This window comes from Rathayibacter sp. SD072, assembly GCF_017355185.1.
Classification (GTDB): domain Bacteria; phylum Actinomycetota; class Actinomycetes; order Actinomycetales; family Microbacteriaceae; genus Rathayibacter.
The window spans coordinates 88,246-106,119 of record NZ_JADILJ010000009.1 but is presented as its reverse complement, the minus strand read 5'-3'; the positions used below and the strand labels follow the sequence as shown (position 1 = coordinate 106,119).

The following is a 17,874-nucleotide window of genomic DNA, read 5'->3' as shown; positions in this document are numbered from 1 at the left end:
GAAAGGCGCTTCACAACGAGAGTGATTGAAAATGTTGCTGTAAATCCTTGTTGCTTGTCATCCTGTGACCGACTAAGCTTGAGAGAAGCTATTCTCTTTCGCCGCCGTGGCAACTTGGATAACTTAGCACATCCGCAGGCCGTGTCAAATCCGGCTTCTTCGCCATGTCTTAGCGCCGAGAGGCGCTCCGAAGCGTCCCGATCCGGACCGAAGTCCTTCGCGGGCGGCGAAGCTGCTGGACCCGAGGATCCTGCGGAGGCTTTACATCCTCTGCATGGAGCCTGTTCCGAGGAGCAGCTGTCTGAGTGGATGGTCCCGATTGAGGCCGGGACGTAGGAGAGGCTCTTGCGAGCCGGTCTCTTCCGTTTCCCTGCGGCCTATGTGGCGACTCGGAATAAGTTACGCAGCGATCGGGAGCGTGTCAAACGGCGGGGTGGAATCGATCATCCCGGGCGTGTCGAGGGCACCGCCCTCCCCAGGGCGGCGGCCGGCGGAAGCCTCCCCAGCCGGGCGGCCTCGCCCCCCTCTCGACTGCTCGCGTCACGAGAATGGGCGCATGCCTCCTGTCGACGGTCCCCCCTCGTCCCGCACCGGCCCTCCGGTGCTCACCTCGCTGCCCGAGGCGCTTCGGCTCGTCGCGTCGGCGCGGGTCGGCCGAGCGCTGCTGCTCGTCGGGCTCTCGGGCTCCCCCGGGTCGGGCAAGTCCACCCTCGCCGAGCAACTGCGTGCGCAGGTCCCCGGTGCAGCGGTGCTCCCCCTCGACGGCTACCACCTCTCGCAGGAGCGTCTCCGCGAGCTCGGTCGCCGGGAGCGGATGGGTGCTCCCGACACCTTCGACACGAGCGCCTTCGTCGACGCGCTCCACCGGCTGCGCGACGCGGCGCCCGGGTCCGTCGTGCGCGTCTCGTCGTTCGATCGCTCGATCGAGGAGCCGGTGCCCGACTCGCTCCCCCTTCCCGTCGAGGAGGGGACGGTCGTGTTCGTCGAAGGCAACCATCTGCTGCTCGAGCAGGACGGCTGGGCGGACGTCGCTCCGCTCCTCGACCTGCGTCTGCACCTCGCACTCGCGCCCCGGATCCGGCGCAGTCGCCTCGCGGCCCGGCACCTCCGCTACGGGAAGACGCTCGAGGAGGCTCTCGCCTGGACCGACGGTCCGGACGAGGCGAACGCGCGACTGATCGAGGAGGCCGCCTCCCGGGCGGACGCGATCCTCGAGATCGCGGCACCCCGGCCGCTCCGACTCCTGCACCTCTCGGACACCCACCTGCTCGCCGACCCGGACGCGCGGTACAACCGGGTCGTGGACACGAGGGCGAGCCTCGACGCGGTGCTCGAGGCGCACGAGGCGGTCGAGGGGATCGACGCCGTGGTGGTCTCGGGGGATCTGGCCGACGACGGCGACCCGGCGTCGTACTCCGCGCTCCGGGAGCGCCTCTCGGCCTGGTGCTCTGCCCGGGCCGCCGAGCTCGTGCTCGCGCTCGGCAACCACGACGATCGGGAGGGCTTCGGATCCACCGGCCCCGGCAACGCCGCGACCGAGGTGCGGGGAGTCCGGATCCTGACGCTGGACTCCTCCGTGCCGGGCGGCGCCTCGTGGGGACTGCTGACCGAGCCGACCCTCGCGTGGCTCCGGGAGCGGATCGCCGAGGACCCCGGCGCCCCGGTGGTCCTCGTCCTGCACCATCCGCCGATCGCCGCGGTGGCGCCGCTGCACACGGTGATGGGACTCGTGAATCCGCACGACCTCTGGGAGGCGGTCTCGGGCGCCACCGTCCTGGCCGTGCTCTCCGGGCACTGGCACCACGCGTTCGTCGACACGAGCGGGCCGGCTCCTGTCGTCGTCGCCCCGGGTGCCGCCAATCGGACGGACGTCCTCGCGGGGCCGTCGCACGAGAGGTCGGTCGCGGCGTCGGGAGCGGCGATCGTCGACGTCCTGCCGAGCGGGGTCCGGGTGACGAGCACCGAGATCGAGGCGCCGCACCGCGGAACGGAGCTCTTCGATGTGAGCGGGGAGGTCCTCGACGAGTGGAAGCGCCGGCTCGGGTTCCCGGGGTTTTTGGATAGCTAGTTCTCCTACTAGTCAGTAGGCTGACTAATTCCTCGATCCCGCCGGAAGTGAACCATGACACCGCTCGTCCTCCTCGTCCGCACCCGCCGCCGCGCGTGGCTGACCCTGCTCGCCGCGCTCCTCGCGGTCGGCGCGCTGTTCGCCCTCCTGCCGCAGAGCTCGGAGTCGGGGTTCCCGCAGTCCGGGCTGCCGGACTCGGCGCAGTCCTCCGAGGTCGCCGCGCTGCTCGACGAGTTCCCCTCGGCCGACACGACGGCCGGCATCCTGCTCTGGAACCGGACGGACGGGCTCACCGAGGAGGACCGGGCCGCGATCGCCGAACGGGCCGTCGCCCTCGCGGATCTGTCCACCGCTCCGGAGGCGGTGCGACCGCAGTTCAGCGACGACGGCGCGGCGGCACTGGTCGCGGTGCCGCTCGCGCAGTCCTCGGTGGTGGACGACGTCGAGTCGGTCGCGACGGAGCTGCGCGCCGCCGGATCCGACGGGCTGCCGGCGGGCCTGGACAGCTACCTCACCGGAGCGGTGGGATTCCAGGCCGACATCTCGAACGCCTTCGCGGGAGCGGACTTCCGGCTGCTGCTGATCACGGTGCTGGTCGTGGCGGTCCTGCTGATCGCGACCTATCGGAGTCCCGTGCTGTGGATCGTGCCCCTCGTGGTGGTCGGCATCGCCGACGGCCTCGCGCGGGTCGTCGTCGCGGCCCTCGCCGACGCGGCCGGGGTGCCGCTGGACGCCTCCATCAGCGGGATCCTCTCGGTCCTCGTCTTCGGTGCCGGCACGAACTACGCACTGCTGCTCGTGGCGCGCTACCGGGAGGAGCTGCTCCACGAGCCGGACCGGCACCGGGCGATGTCGACCGCCGTCCGCAGCGCCGGCCCCGCGATCGCGGCCAGTGGCGGCACCGTCGCGCTGAGTCTGCTGACCCTGCTGCTCGCCGAACTCGCCGGCAACCGCGCCCTCGGCTTCGCCTGCGCGATCGGCGTCGCGATCGCGATCCTGTTCGCCCTGGCGGTGCTCCCCTCCGCTCTCGTGCTCTGCGGCCGAGGCCTGTTCTGGCCGTTCGTCCCCCGCCCCGACGCCGAGCGCGACGAGAAGCACGTGCACCGCGAGCGGACTCCGGGGCTCTGGACCCGGCTCGGCCGCGGGGTCGCGCGCCGACCGGACCGCATCGCCGTCGTCGCGACCCTGGGCGTGGCCCTCCTCTCGCTCGGCCTGATCGGCGCGAAGGTCGGGCTGTCGCAGACGGACCAGCTGCTCGGCGATCCGGAGTCGGTGCGGGCGCAGGTCGTGATCGACGAGTCCTTCGGCGCGGGGCTCACCGCGCAGACGACGGTCCTCGCTCCGGACGACGCCGTGGGCGACGCGGTCGCGATCGCCGAGGCGACCGACGGCGTCGACTCCGTGCGCCCCGGCGAGAGCGCGAACGGGAGGACCGCCCTCAGCCTCACCCTGGCCGGCGAGCCCGAGAGCGCCGAGGCGTTCGAGACGATCACCGCGCTCCGCGACGCCTACGCGGACGCGGACGGCGACGCCTCCGAGAGCCTCGTCGGCGGGAGCGACGCGACCGCGCTCGACACGCAGACCGCCTCGGAGCGGGACCAGGCGCTGATCATCCCGATCATCCTCGCGATCGTGTTCCTGATCCTCGCGCTGCTGCTGCGCTCGCTCGTCGCTCCGGTGCTGCTGATCGCGAGCGTGCTCGCGACCTTCTTCGCCAGCCTCGGCGCCGCGAACCTGCTGTTCCGCGGGGTGCTCGGCTTCCCGGCCTTCGACGCGAACGTGGTGCTCTTCGCGTTCCTGTTCCTCGTGGCGCTGGGCGTCGACTACAACATCTTCCTCGTCACACGGGCCAGGGAGGAGCGGGCGGCCCACGGCACGCGCGAGGGCATGGTGCGCGCGCTCGCCTCGACCGGCGGCGTCATCACCAGCGCCGGGATCCTCCTCGCCGCGGTGTTCGCGGTGCTCGGAGTGCTGCCGGTGGTCGCGCTGACCCAGATCGGCGTGATCGTCTGCATCGGAGTGCTGCTGGACACCCTGGTGGTGCGCACGGTGCTGGTGCCGGCGCTCGTGTTCCTCACCGGGGACGCGTTCTGGTGGCCGGGAGTGCGCCGCGGGAGCACGGGCGCTCGCGAGGCCGCCCTCCAGCACTGAGCGGAAGGCCGCCCAGCGGGAGGCCGCCGCACAGGGAAGCGGACGGTGCGGGGCCGCACGCGACAGCCCGCACCGTCCGCTGATCGTGGTCCGCGGAGGCGGAGGTCAGGTCGACGGCAGCGCGACGGCGCCGGTCACAGCGGCCGCGTACTCCCTCGACCGGCGGGGCCGGGCGGGCTCGACATCGGTGTACCGGCCGACGAACGCGGCGTTCGCCGATCCGCTCGACACGTAGGAGCCCCACAGGGGCGCGGGCACGTACTCTGAAGATCGTTCGGTGGTCATCTCTCGTCTTTCACGGTCGGGGATCTCATCGGACTCGCGCGGTGCCGGGGTCCAGCCCGGCACCGCGCACTCGTTCGGGCGGCGGGGTCAGGCCCCGATGCCCACTTCCTCCGGGGCCACATCGGCACCCGGCGCGGACGGCTCGAGCGCCTCGGCGACGCGCTGCGACAGCGAGCTGTCGACGTTCGCCCAGTACTGCAGCACCCGCTGGCGGAGCTCGGGGCGCGTGACCTTCGACACGTGCCCGGCGATGTTCGCGACGAGACGCGCACGGGCGGCGTCGTCGAGGACCTCGCGGTAGAGCGTGCCCGCCTGGCCGAAGTCGTCGTCCTCCGGGTGCAGGGTCGCCGCCGCGCGCGTCAGCTCGCCGTCGCTCTCCCAGCCGGTGGACTCCGCCGCACGAGCGGGGTCGGCGTGCGCGCCGCCCATCGTGTTGGGCGCGTAGACCGGGACCTCGGACTTCTGGAAGTCGAAGCGCATGGCCCCGTCCTTCGAGTACGAGTGCACCGGCGACTTCGGAGCGTTGACCGGGAGCTGCGCGTGGTTCGCTCCCACGCGGTACCGGTGCGCGTCGGCATAGCTGAAGATGCGCGCGAGCAGCATCTTGTCGGGGCTCGCCGCGATGCCGGGCACGAAGTTCGACGGGGCGAACGCGGCCTGCTCGATCTGCGCGAAGTAGTTCTCGGGGTTGCGGTCGAGGATCATCGTGCCGACCTCGATCAGCGGGTAGTCCGCGTGCGGCCAGACCTTGGTGAGGTCGAACGGGTTGAACCGGTACGACTTCGCGTCCTCGTAGGGCATGACCTGCACGGACAGGGTCCAGGTCGGGAAGTCGCCGCTGTCGATCGCGGTGGACAGGTCGCGGATGTGGAAGTCGGCGTCTTCTCCGGCGATCTGGTCGGCCTGCTCCTGGCTGAGGATCTCGACGCCCTGGTCGGTCTTGAAGTGGTACTTCACCCAGAAGCGCTCGCCGGCCGCGTTGATCCACTGGTAGGTGTGCGATCCGAAGCCGTCCATGTGGCGCCACGAGCTCGGCAGACCGCGGTCGCCCATGAGCCACGTGACCTGGTGGGCCGACTCCGGGGACAGCGTCCAGAAGTCCCACTGCATGTCGTGATCGCGCAGGTGCGTGCCGGGGAGGCGCTTCTGCGAGCGGATGAAGTCGGGGAACTTGATGCCGTCGCGGAGGAAGAACACCGGGGTGTTGTTGCCCACGAGGTCGTAGTTGCCCTCGCTCGTGTAGAACTTCAGCGCGAAGCCGCGCGGGTCGCGCCACGTGTCGGGCGAGCCCTGCTCACCGGCGACGGCGGAGAAGCGCGCGAGCATCTCGGTCTCGACGCCGGGCTGGAAGAGCGCGGCACGGGTGTAGGCGCTCACGTCGCCGGTCGTGACGAAGCGGCCGAACGCTCCGCCGCCCTTGGCGTGGACGACGCGCTCCGGGATGCGCTCGCGGTTGAACTGCGCGAGCTTCTCGAGGAGGTAGTGGTCGTGGAGCGCGAGGGGGCCGTCGGCCCCGACGCTCAGCGAGTGCTGGTCGCTGGCGACCGGCGCCCCGGAGTTCGTGGTCGTGAATCGTTCCTCGGTCATGTTCCTCCTGTCGGCGGCGTGCCTTCCGGCCCGCCGCTGCGGTGATGGTGTCGGGTCAGTTCGCTGATGCCCGGAGGCAGTCGGGGCAGGTGCCCCAGAACGTGACCTCGGCCGTGTCGACGGTGAAGCCGCTCGACGTGGACGGGTGCAGGCACGGGGCCGCTCCGACGACGCAGTCCACGTCGGCGACGGCTCCGCACGCGCGGCAGACGACGTGGTGGTGGTTGTCGCCGACGCGCAGCTCGAAGCGGCGCGGATGCCCCTCGGGCTCGATGCGGCGGGTGAGGCCGGCGTCGGTGAAGGCCGACAGCACTCCGTAGACCGCCTGCGCGGACGTGTCGGGGAGCTCGGCACGCACTCGCGCCAGCACCTCGTCGACCCCGGAGTGCGGATGCTCCTCGAGTGCGTGCAGGACGGCCCGCCGCGTGGCGGTGGCCTTGAGCCCGGAGGCTCGGAGGCGGTCGTCCGGTGTCGTCATGCCGGTGACACTACCGGAGTTGTGTTGAGTGAGTCAAAACAACGCGGCGGGTCGAGCGGGGCGGATGTGCGATCTGCAGGTGATCCGGCCGGGAATGCCCCTTCCGCCGCAAGCTCGGATCGCGTGCGGGCCGGATCCCCTGCAGATCGCACAAGTGCCTGCAGATCGTGCGGATGCACGAGCGTGCCGGAAGGACGGACGGCCTCCCGCGGAGGTCAGGCGACGGGGCCCTCGGTGAGGATGACGGGGGCGGAGTGGGCGGTGCCGGAGGCGTCGGTCCAGGAGAGGGTGACGGACTCGCCGGGCTCGCGTTCGGCCAGCGCCGCCGAGAGCGCGTCGGCCGAGGCGATCGGAGTGCCGTCGACGGCCGTGACCACGTCGCCGGCGGCGAGGCCGGCCGACGCGGCCGGGGTGCCCTCGATCACTCCGCCGATCACGGCGCCCGCGGCATCGGACGCGTACGGGCTCGCGCCCGACGAGAGCGAGACTCCGAGGAACGCCGGGTAGCCGATCTCGATGGTGGCGGTGTCGGCTCCGGCCTCGATCTGCGCGACGATGTCGAGCGCGGTGGCGATCGGGATCGCGAAGCCGGTGATGTCCGCCGATCCGCTCGACGCCGCGGTGTCGATCCCGACGACCGCGCCGGAGGCGTCCACCAGGGGTCCGCCGGAGTCGCCCGAGACGATGTCGGCGTCGACCTGGATCAGCCCTGCGAGGGTCTCCCCCGCGATGCCGGTCTCGGACTGCGTCGTGATGCTCTGGCCGAGAGCGGTCACGGTGCCGGCGGCGGCGACGAGGTCGCCGGTCCCCTCCGCGTTGCCGACCGCGGTCACGGCGTCGCCGATCGCGACGCCGTCGGTGTCGAGGGTCGCGGGAGTGAGGCCGGAGGCGTCCTCCAGCTGCAGCACGGCGACGTCGTTCGCCGCGTCGGTGCCCACCACCCGGGCGGTGTAGGTCTCGCCGGTCGACTCGACGGTGACGGCGATGCTCGTCGAGCCCTCGACGACGTGGTTGTTGGTCAGGATCATGCCGTCCGAGGTGAGGATCACGCCGGTACCGGCCGAGCGCGCTCCCTCGTAGGTCAGGTCGGACACGATCGTGACGACTCCCGCCGTCTGCGCGGTCGAGGCGGGGACGGCGTCGGTCGAGGTGGCCGCGCCGGCGCTCGACGAGGACCCGGACCCGTAGCCCGACCCGCTGCCGTACGGGGAGATCGAGGAGCCGCCGCCGAAGGACCCGCGCGAGCCGCCCGGGTAGACGATCGTCGCCGTGCTCGAGGAGGACGACGACGCGGCCTCGGCGGTGCCGGCGTACGAGACCCCGCCCGCCGCGACTGCGATCAGCACGGCGAGCCCGGCGCCGCCGGCGATCAGCGCGCGACGGCGGCGGCGCCGGTCGTCGAGGCGGAGCGCGGTGCGGTCCTCGACCGGCTCCGGTGCCGGCGCCGTCTCGGGCCCGTGCTCTGCTCCATCGGGTGCGTGCGTCTCGTTCATGGTTCGTCCTCCAGCCGGTGCCGCCCTTCTCGGCGGCAGGACCCAGTGGACGCCCGCGCGTTCGGGGCGGGCTGGACGGATCCGATGAGCCGCCTATGAGACAGACGTCGCGTCGGGGAAATAGTTGTGGCTACAACTGAGTTGGGTCTAGCGTGAACACGATGGACACCGTCTCCCCCGACCTGCTCGCTCCCGACACCACGATGGGCGCGGTCACGCTGCGCGTCGCCGACCTCGACGGCATGGTCGCGTACTACCGCGACGCCGTGACCCTCGACGTCCTCTCGCAGGACGGCTCCGTCGCCGTGCTCGGCCGCGGAGGCACCGCCGCCGTGATCCTGCAGCACGCCCCGGAGCTGCGCCACGCGGGCCCCCGAACCGCCGGGCTCTTCCACACCGCGATCCTCTTCGAGTCGGAGGCGGCACTCGCGGCCGCGGTCTACAGCGTCGCCACCCGCCACCCCGGCTCGTTCACCGGCAGCTCCGACCACCTGGTCAGCAAGGCCTTCTACTTCGACGACCCCGAGCACAACGGCGTCGAGCTCTACTGGGACCGCGACCGCACCCAGTGGTCGTGGATGCACGGACGGATCGAGATGGGCACCGTGTTCCTCGACCCGAACACGTTCCTCCAGGAGCACCTCACCGAGCAGTCGATCGCGCAGCCGCGCCTGGGCGGCGCCTCGGTGGGCCACGTGCACCTCAGCGTCGGCGACGTGGCGACGGCGAAGGAGTTCTACGTCGACCGGCTCGGCTTCGAGACGACGATCGCGTACGGCGGTCAGGCGCTCTTCGTCTCGGCCGGCGGCTACCACCACCACATGGCCATGAACACGTGGAACTCGCTCGGCGCGGGCCGGCGGCAGCTCGCGCTCGGACTCGGGCAGGTCGAGATCGTGGTGCCGGGAGCCGACGACGTCGGAGCGCTCGAGGAGCGGCTCCGTCACGCGCGCATCGCGACGCAGGACGACGGGCGGACGCTGGGGTTCGAGGACCCGTGGGCGAACGCGATCCGGGTGACGGCCGCTGGTCGCTGACGGCACCGCCTCCGGGATTCGACGGGCGGTACCATGGGCGCGCGGACTCCCGCACACTCCCCCGACACTCCGGAGAGACACGATGCCCACGATCGTCGTTGAGGTCATGCCCAAGGCAGAGCTGCTCGACCCCCAGGGGAAGGCCGTCGCCGGCGCCCTCTCGCGCCTCGGCCACTCGTCGGTGAGCGGCGTCCGCGTCGGCAAGCGCTTCGAGATCACGGTCGACGAGGTCACCGACGAGGTGCGCACCTCGATCGCCCGCATCGCCGACGAGATGCTCTCGAACTCGGTCATCGAGGACGTCGTCGGCATCCACTACCCGGAGGTCTGACCGACATGCGGATCGGCGTCATCACGTTCCCCGGCTCCCTCGACGACCGCGACGCGCAGCGCGCGATCCGGTTCGCCGATGCCGAGCCCGTCGCGCTCTGGCACGGCGACCACGACCTGCAGGGCGTCGACGCGATCGTGCTGCCCGGCGGGTTCTCGTACGGCGACTACCTGCGCTGCGGAGCGATCGCCTCGCACTCGCCGATCATGCGCGAGGTCATCGATGCGGCGAACGCCGGCACCCCGGTGCTCGGCATCTGCAACGGCTTCCAGATGCTGACCGAGGCGCACCTGCTGCCCGGCGGCCTCATCCGCAACGACGCCGGATCCTTCGTCTGCCGCGACCAGCGCCTGATGGTCGCGAGCACCGCGACCGCCTGGACCAACGGTTTCGAGCCCGGTCAGGAGATCACGATCCCGCTGAAGAACGGCGAGGGCGGCTACATCGCCTCGGCCGACACGCTGCTGCGGCTCGAGGCGGAGGGGCGCGTCGTCGTCCGCTACCTCGGCGAGAACCCGAACGGCTCGATGAACAACATCGCCGGCATCAGCAACGCCCGCGGCAACGTCGTCGGCCTGATGCCGCACCCCGAGCACGCGGTCGAGGCGGGCTTCGGTCCGGACACCCGCGCCGCGATGCGCTCGGGCGTGGACGGGTTGACGTTCTTCACGTCGGCGGTCCGCGCGCTGGTCGCGGCGGCGTAGCGCTCGACGCTCCACCGGAACGGCCGGGATCCTTCGGGGTCCCGGCCGTTCGTCGTTCCCCGGGGGCGCTGCTGGCCGACGGGGATCTCGATACGCCCGCTGCGCGGGCTACTCGATCAGCAGGAAGGAGCCCTCTCCGAGGGCTGCTCGATCAGCGGAGGCCTACGGGCCGGTCAGGACCTCGGGCTCCGGGGTCATCGAGATGGTGGGGATGGACGCCGTGATGACCGTGCCGTCCGAGCGGCGGGTGCCCTCGATGTCGGACGTGGTCGGCGCTCCCGTGAGGCGCGGGCCCTGGTGCCCCAGGGCGACGCGGACGGGGTTGCCGGCCTCGACGTGCACGCGCTCGTCGCGGACGGTGATCGCCGCGGCGTCGCCCTCCTCGACCGTGAGCAGCACCGCGTCCTGCGTGACCTCGACCCGCACGCGCGTGCCGTGCAGCGTGATGCGGAAGGTCAGCCGCTCCCAGTCGCCGGGCAGTCGCGGGTCGAACGTGATCCGTCCGCCGTGGTCGCGCATGCCGCCGAAGCCGTAGACGAGGGCGCTCCAGACGCCGCCGGTCGAGGCGACGTGGATGCCGTCGGCGGTGTTGCGGTGCAGATCGGCCAGGTCGACGAACAGGGCCGACAGGAAGTAGTGCTTCGAGAGCTCGTGGTAGCCGACCTCGGCCGCGATGATCGACTGCACGACCGCCGACAGCGTCGAGTCGCCCGTGGTGAGCGCGTCGTAGTACTCGAAGTCGGCGCGCTTCTGCTCGGCGGTGAACTCGTTGCCCTGCAGGAGGAGCGCCAGCACGACGTCGGCCTGCTTGAGGACCTGGAAGCGGTAGATCACCAGCGGGTGGAAGTGCAGCAGCAGCGGCCGCTTGCTCGCCGGCGTGTTCTCGAGGTCCCACAGCTCCTTCTCGAGGAACGCGGCGTCCTGCGGGTGGATCCCGGCGCGCTGGTCGAACGGGATGTGCATCTTGTCGGCCGCGCGGGCCCACTCGAGGACCTCGTCCTCGTCGAGGGCGAGACGCGACGCCATCCGCTCGAACGCGGCGGGCTCGACCGCCTTGAGCAGCTCCACCGCACGGGCCGCGGCACGCAGGTTCGAGCGCGCCATGACGTTCGTGTAGAGGTTGTCGTTGACGACCGTCGTGTACTCGTCCGGCCCCGTCACTCCGTGGATGTGGAAGTGGTCGTCGCCGTTGCTGCGCCAGAAGCCGAGATCGGCCCACATGCGCGCGGTCTCGACGAGGATGTCGATGGCCCCCCGGGCGAGGAAGTCGTCGTCGCCCGTCGCGGCCACGTACTGCATCAGGGCGTACGAGATGTCGGCGTCGATGTGGTACTGCGCGGTCCCGGCGGCGTAGTACGCCGACGACTCCTGCCCGTTGATGGTGCGCCACGGGAAGAGCGCACCGCGCTGGTTGAGCTCGGCCGCGCGGGAGCGGGCCGCCTCGAGCATGTTCTGCCGGAAGCGCAGGGCGTTCCGCGCCACCAGCGGGGCGGTGTAGCTGAGGAACGGGAGGACGTAGACCTCGGTGTCCCAGAAGTAGTGGCCGCCGTAGCCCGACCCCGAGACGCCCTTGGCCGCGACTCCGCCGCCGTCGGTGCGCGCGGTGGACTGCGCGAGCTGGAAGAGGTTCCAGCGGGTGGCCTGCTGGATCGCGGCCTGACCGTCGATCTGCACGTCGGAGCGGGCCCAGTAGTCGTCGAGCCACTCGCGCTGCTTGACGAACTGCTCCTCGACCGGGGTCTCGCGGGCGCGGTCGAGCGTGCGGTCGCAGCGGTCGGCGAGCTCGCGCACCGGCACGCCGCGGGACGTGTGATAGGTCAGGGTCTTGACCAGGCGGATCGGACGGCCGGCCTTCGCCTTGACGCGGTAGACGTGCTTGGCCAGGTCGTCGTCGATCTGGGAGGTCTGGTCCCACTCGTTCTCGGTCTCGAGGACGTGCTCGGCGCCGCACGCGACCGTCATCTGCGAGTTGGTGGTGCGGTAGCCCAGCAGGTAGCGGGTGCCGTTCACGCGCTTGAGGCGCGGCTGGAGCACGCGGTCCTCGAAGGACTCGGCCTTGCGCGGGTCGAAGCCGGCCGCCTCGCTGCCGGAGGGCGCGTGGTACTCGTCCACGCCGTCCTGACGGTTGAGGATCTGGCTCGAGATGAGCACGGACGCGTCGCCGTCGAGCAGCTCGACCTCGTAGTCGAGGATCGCGAGGTGGCGGTCGGTGAACGACACGAGCCGACGCGAGCGGATGAGCACTCGCTTGCCCGAGGGCGTGCGCCACTCGAGTTCGCGGTGCAGCACGCCGTTCGCGAAGTCGAGGCGCCGCGAGTACGAGAGGATGTCGGCCTCGCTGAGCACGAACGGCTCGTCGTCGACGTAGAGGCGGATGATCTTGGCGTCCGGCACGTTGACGATCGTCTGGCCGACGCGGGCGAAGCCGAACGCCTCCTCGGCGTGGCGGATCGGCCAGGTCTCGTGGAAGCCGTTGATGAAGGAGCCGTAGGCGTAGCCGTCGCGGCCCTCCTCGACGTTCCCGCGGAGGCCGAGGTAGCCGTTGCCGGTCGCGAAGAGCGTCTCGGTGCGGCCCTGCAGCTCGCTCGCGAACTCGGTCTCGACGAGGGCCCACTCGTCGACCGGGAAGCGGTTGCGGTCGAGCGGGTCGGAGGTGATGGGGTTCATGCGGCGTCCTCGGGGGTGGAGACGGGGAGGAAGGGGAGGAGCTCGGCGAGGTCGTCGACGACGATGTCGGCTCCGTGCTCGAGGAGGGTCTCGGCGCCGACTCCGCGGTCGACGCCCACGACCAGGCCGAAGGCGCCCGCGCGGCCGGCGGCGACTCCGGAGTGGGCGTCCTCGACGACGGCGCACTCGGCCGCGGTGAGGCCCAGCAGCTCGGCCGCGTAGAGGTAGGTGTCGGGGGCGGGCTTGCCGGCGATGGAGCGCTCGGCGGCGAGGAGTCCGTCGACGACGATCTCGAAGCGGTCGCGGATGCCGGCCGCGACGAGCACGGGCACGCCGTTGCGCGAGGAGGTCACGACGGCGACCTCGACGCCCGCCGCGATGGCGGCGTCGAGGAACGCGAGCGAGCCCGGGTACGGTGCCACTCCGTCGGCCGCGAGCACGGCGTTGAAGGCGTCGTTCTTGCGGTTGCCGAGACCGCACACGGTCTCGAGCGCGGGATCGTCGCTCGGATCGCCGTCGGGCAGGACGATGCCGCGCGACGCCAGCAGCGCCCGGACGCCGTCGTAGCGCGGGCGGCCGTCGATGTAGCGGAAGTAGTCGGCGTCGGTGTAGCCCTCGGTGATGCCCTTCGACTCCAGGTACGGAGTGAAGAGCCGCGCCCAGGCGTGCATGTGCACGTCGGCGGTCGGCGTCAGCACGCCGTCGAGGTCGAACAGGAGCGCACGGAGCCCGCGGAGAGCTGAGGCGTCGGGGCGCGCGGAGGGAGCAGACACGGCGGGGGACCTCTGGTCGGGGGCAGGCTGGCGGGGGCGTCGACCGACGACGGCCATCCGACGCGGACTGGAAAGAATCGTATACGCCGCCCGGGCGCCGTGTGGAACCGTTTACACGTCCGTCATGTGCGCGCCGTCCGGAACGGCGTTCTGCACCGGGACCGGCGCGAATCGCCGAGCTCGCGTCACGCGATCCGTCGTCATCGCACCCGGCACCCGTCCGCCGTCCCGAGGCGCACCGCAGGAGAAAGGCCGGATCGCTCCCCGAGGCGGTTCTCGGCGCTTCGGGCCGACGGGCCTTACTTCTGCGGGACCGAGGCGTCCTCCCCGTGCGGAGCGAGCCGGTGCCGCCCGAGCGGCAGCATCAGCGGCGTGCCGGAGGTGGGGTCGGTGATGATGCGGCTGTCGAGGCCGAACACGGCGCGCACCGTGTCCTCGGTGAGCACGTCCACCGGGGCGCCCGAGGCGTGCACCGTGCCGCCGGCCAGGGCGACCAGGTGGTCGGCGTAGCGCGCGGCGAGGTTGAGGTCGTGCAGCACCATGACGACGGTCGTGCCGCGCGTGCGGTTGAGGTCGACGAGGAGGTCGAGCACCTCGACCTGGTGGCTGACGTCGAGGAACGTGGTCGGCTCGTCCAGCAGCAGCAGGTCGGTCTCCTGCGCGAGGGCCATCGCGATCCAGACCCGCTGGCGCTGCCCGCCCGAGAGCTCGTCGACGGCGCGGTCGGCGAGGGCGGCGGTGTCGGTCGCGTCCAGCGCCGTCGCGACGGCCTCGTCGTCGTGCGCGTTCCAGCGGCTCAGGATGCCCTGGTGCGGATGGCGTCCACGGCCGACGAGATCGGCGACGGTGATCCCCTCCGGTGCGATCGGCGACTGCGGGAGGAGGCCGAGCGTGCGCGCGAGCTGCTTCGCGGGCATCCGGTGCACGGCCTTGCCGTCGAGCAGCACGGTGCCGGCGCGCGGGGCGAGCAGGCGCGACATCGAGCGCAGGAGCGTCGACTTGCCGCAGGCGTTCGCGCCGACGATCGCGGTGATGCGGCCGGGCGGGACGACGAGGTCGAGGCCGTCGACGACGGTGCGGTCGCCGTAGCCGAGCGTCAGGTGCTCGACGGTCAGGGTGTGCTCGGCGCTCACAGGGAGCCTCCCGATCGGTTGCTGCGGACGATGAGGTAGATCAGGTACGGGGCGCCGAGGACCCCGGTCACGACTCCGACCGGGTAGCGCAGCCCCAGCGCGTACTGGCCGACCAGATCGGCGACGAGCACGAGCAGGGCTCCGACCAGGGCCGACGGCACCAGGAGGGAGGCGCCCGGGCCGATCAGGCGCGCGGCGATGGGTCCGGAGAGGAACGCGACGAAGGCGATCGGCCCGGCGGCCGCGGTGGCGAAGGCGATGAGACCGACGGCCGCCACGATCACCACGAGGCGCGTTCGGTTCACCCGGATGCCCAGGGCCGAGGCGGTGTCGTCGCCGAGCTGCGTGCCGGCGAGGTCGCGGGAGCTGAGCAGCAGCACCGGGGTCAGCACGACCACGGCGACGAGGACCGGGACGACCTCCTCCCAGCGGGCGCCGTTGAGGCTGCCGGTGAGCCAGCGGCTCGCCTCCTGGAAGTCGAAGGCGGCGGCGCGGGACAGGACGTAGGCGGTGACGCTGTCGAGCATGGCGGCGACGCCGATGCCGATGAGGATGAGCCGGGTGCCCGCGACTCCGCTGCGGTACGCGAGCGCGTAGACGACCAGGGCGACCGCGAGGCCGGCGGTGATCGCGAGGACGGACACCTGTGTGGATCCCAGCGACAGCGTCACGATGGCGAACGCCGCGGCGGCCGAGGCGCCCGCGCTGATGCCGATGATGTCGGGGCTCGCGAGGGGGTTCCGCAGCATGGTCTGGAAGCTGACGCCGCCGAGGCCGAAGCAGAGGCCGACGAGCACGGCGAGCACCGCGCGCGGGAGGCGGAGGCGCCCGACGGTGAAGGAGGCGCCGGGCACCTGCTCCCCGAGGATCACGCGCAGCACCTCGTCGGGGGTGTAGACGGTCTGGCCGAAGACGAGCGAGAGCGCGAAGGCGAGGACGACCGAGACGGCGAGCACGGCGACGACCGTGCGGCGGCGGGCCCCGCGGCGACGGCGGCCGGACGCGACGGCGGCGGCGGTGGCGGAGTGGCTCCGCTCGAGCACGGCGGTCACAGCTCGCGCACCTTCTGGCGGCGGACGATCGCGATGAAGACGGGAGCGCCGATCAGCGCGGTGATGATGCCGACGTCGATCTCGCTCGGGCGGGCGACGATGCGGCCCACGACATCGGCGCCGGTGAGCAGGATCGCGCCGGTGACCGCGGAGAAGGGGAGCAGCCAGCGGTGGTCGACGCCGACGATCAGGCGGCAGGCGTGCGGGACGACCAGGCCGACGAAGCCGATCGGTCCGGTGATCGCGGTGGTCGCTCCGCAGAGGATCACGGCGCCCAGGGCGGCCGCACCGCGCGCCACCGCCACGCGCTCGCCGAGGCCCGCGGCCAGCTCGTCGCCGAGCGCGAGGGTGTTGAGGCTCTTCGCCGACAGCACGCAGATCGCGAGTCCCGCGGCGAGGAACGGCAGCACCTGGCCCAGGCTCGCGAAGGTGGCGCCGCCCACTCCGCCGATCTGCCACGAGCGGATGCCGCCCGACAGGTCGGCGCGCGGCAGGACGATCGCGCTGATCACCGAGACGAGGGCGGCCGACGTCGCGGCCCCGGCGAGCGCGAGTTTGAGCGGAGTCGCTCCCCCGCGGCCGAGGGATCCGACGACGTAGACGAAGACGGCCGCGACGGCGGCGCCTCCGATCGCGACCCAGATGAAGCCGGTGGCGGTGCTCAGGCCGAAGAAGACGATGCCGGTGACGACGGCGAGCGAGGCGCCGGTGTTGACGCCGAGGATGCCCGGGTCGGCGAGCGGATTGCGGGTGACGCCCTGCATGAGCACGCCGGCGACGCCCAGGGCGGCCCCGGCGATCATCGCGAGCACGGTGCGCGGGAGGCGCTTGGCCACCGCGGCCTGCTCGAAGCCGTCGGTCGATCCTCCGAACGCCGCGACCACGTCGCTCCAGGCCACGTCGCGCGAGCCGATCATGACCGAGAGCACGCCCGCGCCGACGAGCGCCGCGATCGCGACGAGCAGCCAGAGCGCGCGAAGACGCCTCGGACGTCGCACGGCGGCGACGCCCGAGGCGGCAGGAGGGGCGGTGAGGGTCACTTCGCCTTGTCGGCGGCCTCGGCCAGGAGGCCCAGGTAGTCGTCGAGGACGTACGAGATCGACAGCGGGGTCGGGTTCGCGGCGGTGCCCAGCGGGGTGGAGGGGAGGCGGACGATGGCGTCGTTCGCGACGGCCGGGATCTGCGAGAGCAGCGGGTCGGCCTTGAGGGTGTTCACGAGCTCGTCGTCGCCGTAGGTCACGATGACGTCGACGTCGTCGAACGCATCGGCCTGCTCGGCGCTCTGCGTGAGCGAGAACGCGTCGGTGGTCGCCGAGGCGGTCTCGATGCTGCCGGGAGTGGTGAGGCCGAGGTCCGCGAAGAACGCGGGACGGGTGTCATGGGTCGTGTAGAAGCTGACCTGGCTGAGATCGGTCGGGTCGACGTGCGTGAGGAACATCGCCGAGGTGCCCTCCAGCTGCGGGTAGGCGGCGGCGGCCTCCTCGATCTCGCCCTCGAGCTCGGTGACGAGCTCCTCGCCCTCGGCGGCCATGCCCATGGCCTCGCTGTTGAAGGTGATGGTGTCGCGCCAGGAGGTGCCCCACGCGGTCTCGGGGTAGGCGACGACGGGAGCGATCTCGCTCAGGGTGTCGTAGTCCTCCTGCGTGAGGCCGGAGTAGGCGGCGAGGATCACGTCGGGCTGCGTGTCGGCCACGGCCTCGAAGTCGATGCCGTCGGTCTCGTCGAAGAGGACGGGGGTCTCGCCGCCGAGCTCCTCGAGCTTCTCGGAGACCCACGGGAGCAGCCCGTCGCCGTCGTCGTCGCCGAAGTTCGCGGCGGCCATGCCCACGGGGACGACGCCCAGCGCGAGCGGGACCTCGTGGTTGGCCCAGTTGACCGTGGCGACGCGCTCGGGCTGCGACTCGATGGTCGTCGTGCCGAGGGCGTGCTCGATGGTGATGGGCGTGAAGTCGCTGTCAGCGCCCTCGGACCCGGTCGCGGCCGACGAGCAGCCGGCGAGGCCGACGGTGAGCAGTGCGGTCGCGAGCAGGGCGATCGGCTGGGTGACGCGGGGCATTGTTCCCTTTCGGAAGACGGATCCTGGAGTGTCGGTCGGAAGGACCGAGAGTAAGGATA

15 protein-coding genes are annotated in these 17,874 nt (G+C 71.8%); 5 read left to right on the top strand and 10 right to left on the bottom strand.

The window, feature by feature from the left end; all coding sequences use genetic code 11:
• Positions 1-556 precede the first annotated feature (556 nt).
• A complete protein-coding gene (locus IOC53_RS05925) occupies positions 557-2,068 on the top strand; it encodes a metallophosphoesterase (protein WP_207403439.1) in 1,512 nt (503 codons plus the stop codon).
• 54 nt (positions 2,069-2,122) lie between these two features.
• A complete protein-coding gene (locus IOC53_RS05920; protein ID WP_207403438.1) occupies positions 2,123-4,219 on the top strand; it encodes an MMPL family transporter in 2,097 nt (698 codons plus the stop codon).
• A gap of 105 nt (positions 4,220-4,324) precedes the next feature.
• Here IOC53_RS05920 and IOC53_RS05915 read toward each other — a convergent pair whose 3' ends face one another.
• The 4 genes from IOC53_RS05915 to IOC53_RS05900 all read right to left on the bottom strand — a co-directional run bounded on the left by IOC53_RS05915 (position 4,325) and on the right by IOC53_RS05900 (position 8,062).
• The gene (locus IOC53_RS05915) at positions 4,325-4,504 is read right to left on the bottom strand and encodes a hypothetical protein (RefSeq protein ID WP_207403437.1); all 180 of its coding nucleotides are present in this window, start codon (positions 4,502-4,504) and stop codon (positions 4,325-4,327) included.
• Between the two features lie 87 nt (positions 4,505-4,591).
• The gene (locus IOC53_RS05910) at positions 4,592-6,091 is read right to left on the bottom strand and encodes a catalase (RefSeq protein WP_207403436.1); all 1,500 of its coding nucleotides are present in this window, start codon (positions 6,089-6,091) and stop codon (positions 4,592-4,594) included.
• A 55-nt stretch (positions 6,092-6,146) separates the two neighbouring features.
• A complete protein-coding gene (locus IOC53_RS05905; RefSeq protein WP_207403435.1) occupies positions 6,147-6,569 on the bottom strand; it encodes a Fur family transcriptional regulator in 423 nt (140 codons plus the stop codon).
• A 215-nt stretch (positions 6,570-6,784) separates the two neighbouring features.
• Positions 6,785-8,062, bottom strand: a complete 1,278-nt coding sequence (locus IOC53_RS05900) for a S1C family serine protease (RefSeq protein ID WP_207403434.1) — start codon at positions 8,060-8,062, stop codon at positions 6,785-6,787.
• A gap of 161 nt (positions 8,063-8,223) precedes the next feature.
• Between IOC53_RS05900 and IOC53_RS05895 the strand changes: the two genes are divergently transcribed.
• The 3 genes from IOC53_RS05895 (at position 8,224) to purQ (ending at position 10,134) form a co-directional block, all read left to right on the top strand.
• On the top strand, positions 8,224-9,099 hold the full coding sequence (locus IOC53_RS05895) for a VOC family protein (RefSeq protein WP_207403433.1): 876 nt from the start codon (positions 8,224-8,226) through the stop codon (positions 9,097-9,099).
• A gap of 82 nt (positions 9,100-9,181) precedes the next feature.
• Positions 9,182-9,430, top strand: a complete 249-nt coding sequence (gene purS, locus IOC53_RS05890) for a phosphoribosylformylglycinamidine synthase subunit PurS (RefSeq protein ID WP_207403432.1) — start codon at positions 9,182-9,184, stop codon at positions 9,428-9,430.
• Positions 9,431-9,435: 5 nt separating this feature from the next.
• Entirely contained in the window at positions 9,436-10,134 is a 699-nt protein-coding gene (gene purQ / locus IOC53_RS05885; RefSeq protein WP_207403431.1) for a phosphoribosylformylglycinamidine synthase subunit PurQ, read from the top strand.
• Positions 10,135-10,296: 162 nt separating this feature from the next.
• Here purQ and IOC53_RS05880 read toward each other — a convergent pair whose 3' ends face one another.
• The 6 genes from IOC53_RS05880 to IOC53_RS05855 all read right to left on the bottom strand — a co-directional run bounded on the left by IOC53_RS05880 (position 10,297) and on the right by IOC53_RS05855 (position 17,815).
• Positions 10,297-12,801, bottom strand: coding sequence for a glycoside hydrolase family 65 protein (locus IOC53_RS05880; protein ID WP_207403430.1), 2,505 nt, complete (start codon positions 12,799-12,801; stop codon positions 10,297-10,299).
• Entirely contained in the window at positions 12,798-13,574 is a 777-nt protein-coding gene (locus tag IOC53_RS05875) for an HAD-IA family hydrolase (RefSeq protein WP_307786080.1), read from the bottom strand. Before IOC53_RS05875 ends, IOC53_RS05880 begins: the two co-directional genes overlap by 4 nt.
• 299 nt (positions 13,575-13,873) lie before the next feature.
• Positions 13,874-14,707 carry an ABC transporter ATP-binding protein gene (locus IOC53_RS05870; RefSeq protein ID WP_207403428.1) on the bottom strand — a complete coding sequence of 278 codons (834 nt, stop codon included), beginning with the start codon at positions 14,705-14,707 and terminating at the stop codon, positions 13,874-13,876.
• A complete protein-coding gene (locus IOC53_RS05865; RefSeq protein WP_207403427.1) occupies positions 14,704-15,759 on the bottom strand; it encodes an iron chelate uptake ABC transporter family permease subunit in 1,056 nt (351 codons plus the stop codon). The genes IOC53_RS05870 and IOC53_RS05865 overlap by 4 nt, the downstream gene beginning before the upstream one ends.
• On the bottom strand, positions 15,756-16,799 hold the full coding sequence (locus IOC53_RS05860; protein ID WP_207403426.1) for an iron ABC transporter permease: 1,044 nt from the start codon (positions 16,797-16,799) through the stop codon (positions 15,756-15,758). Before IOC53_RS05860 ends, IOC53_RS05865 begins: the two co-directional genes overlap by 4 nt.
• A complete protein-coding gene (locus IOC53_RS05855; protein WP_207403425.1) occupies positions 16,796-17,815 on the bottom strand; it encodes an iron-siderophore ABC transporter substrate-binding protein in 1,020 nt (339 codons plus the stop codon). The genes IOC53_RS05860 and IOC53_RS05855 overlap by 4 nt, the downstream gene beginning before the upstream one ends.
• Positions 17,816-17,874 lie beyond the last annotated feature (59 nt).

Coding starts and splice junctions, on each gene's coding strand:
- IOC53_RS05925 (WP_207403439.1), top strand. CDS start 557: ATGCCTCCTGTCGACGGTCCCCCCTCGTCCCGCACCGGCCCTCCGGTG.
- IOC53_RS05920 (WP_207403438.1), top strand. CDS start 2,123: ATGACACCGCTCGTCCTCCTCGTCCGCACCCGCCGCCGCGCGTGGCTG.
- IOC53_RS05915 (WP_207403437.1), bottom strand. CDS start 4,504: ATGACCACCGAACGATCTTCAGAGTACGTGCCCGCGCCCCTGTGGGGC.
- IOC53_RS05910 (WP_207403436.1), bottom strand. CDS start 6,091: ATGACCGAGGAACGATTCACGACCACGAACTCCGGGGCGCCGGTCGCC.
- IOC53_RS05905 (WP_207403435.1), bottom strand. CDS start 6,569: ATGACGACACCGGACGACCGCCTCCGAGCCTCCGGGCTCAAGGCCACC.
- IOC53_RS05900 (WP_207403434.1), bottom strand. CDS start 8,062: ATGAACGAGACGCACGCACCCGATGGAGCAGAGCACGGGCCCGAGACG.
- IOC53_RS05895 (WP_207403433.1), top strand. CDS start 8,224: ATGGACACCGTCTCCCCCGACCTGCTCGCTCCCGACACCACGATGGGC.
- purS (WP_207403432.1), top strand. CDS start 9,182: ATGCCCACGATCGTCGTTGAGGTCATGCCCAAGGCAGAGCTGCTCGAC.
- purQ (WP_207403431.1), top strand. CDS start 9,436: ATGCGGATCGGCGTCATCACGTTCCCCGGCTCCCTCGACGACCGCGAC.
- IOC53_RS05880 (WP_207403430.1), bottom strand. CDS start 12,801: ATGAACCCCATCACCTCCGACCCGCTCGACCGCAACCGCTTCCCGGTC.
- IOC53_RS05855 (WP_207403425.1), bottom strand. CDS start 17,815: ATGCCCCGCGTCACCCAGCCGATCGCCCTGCTCGCGACCGCACTGCTC.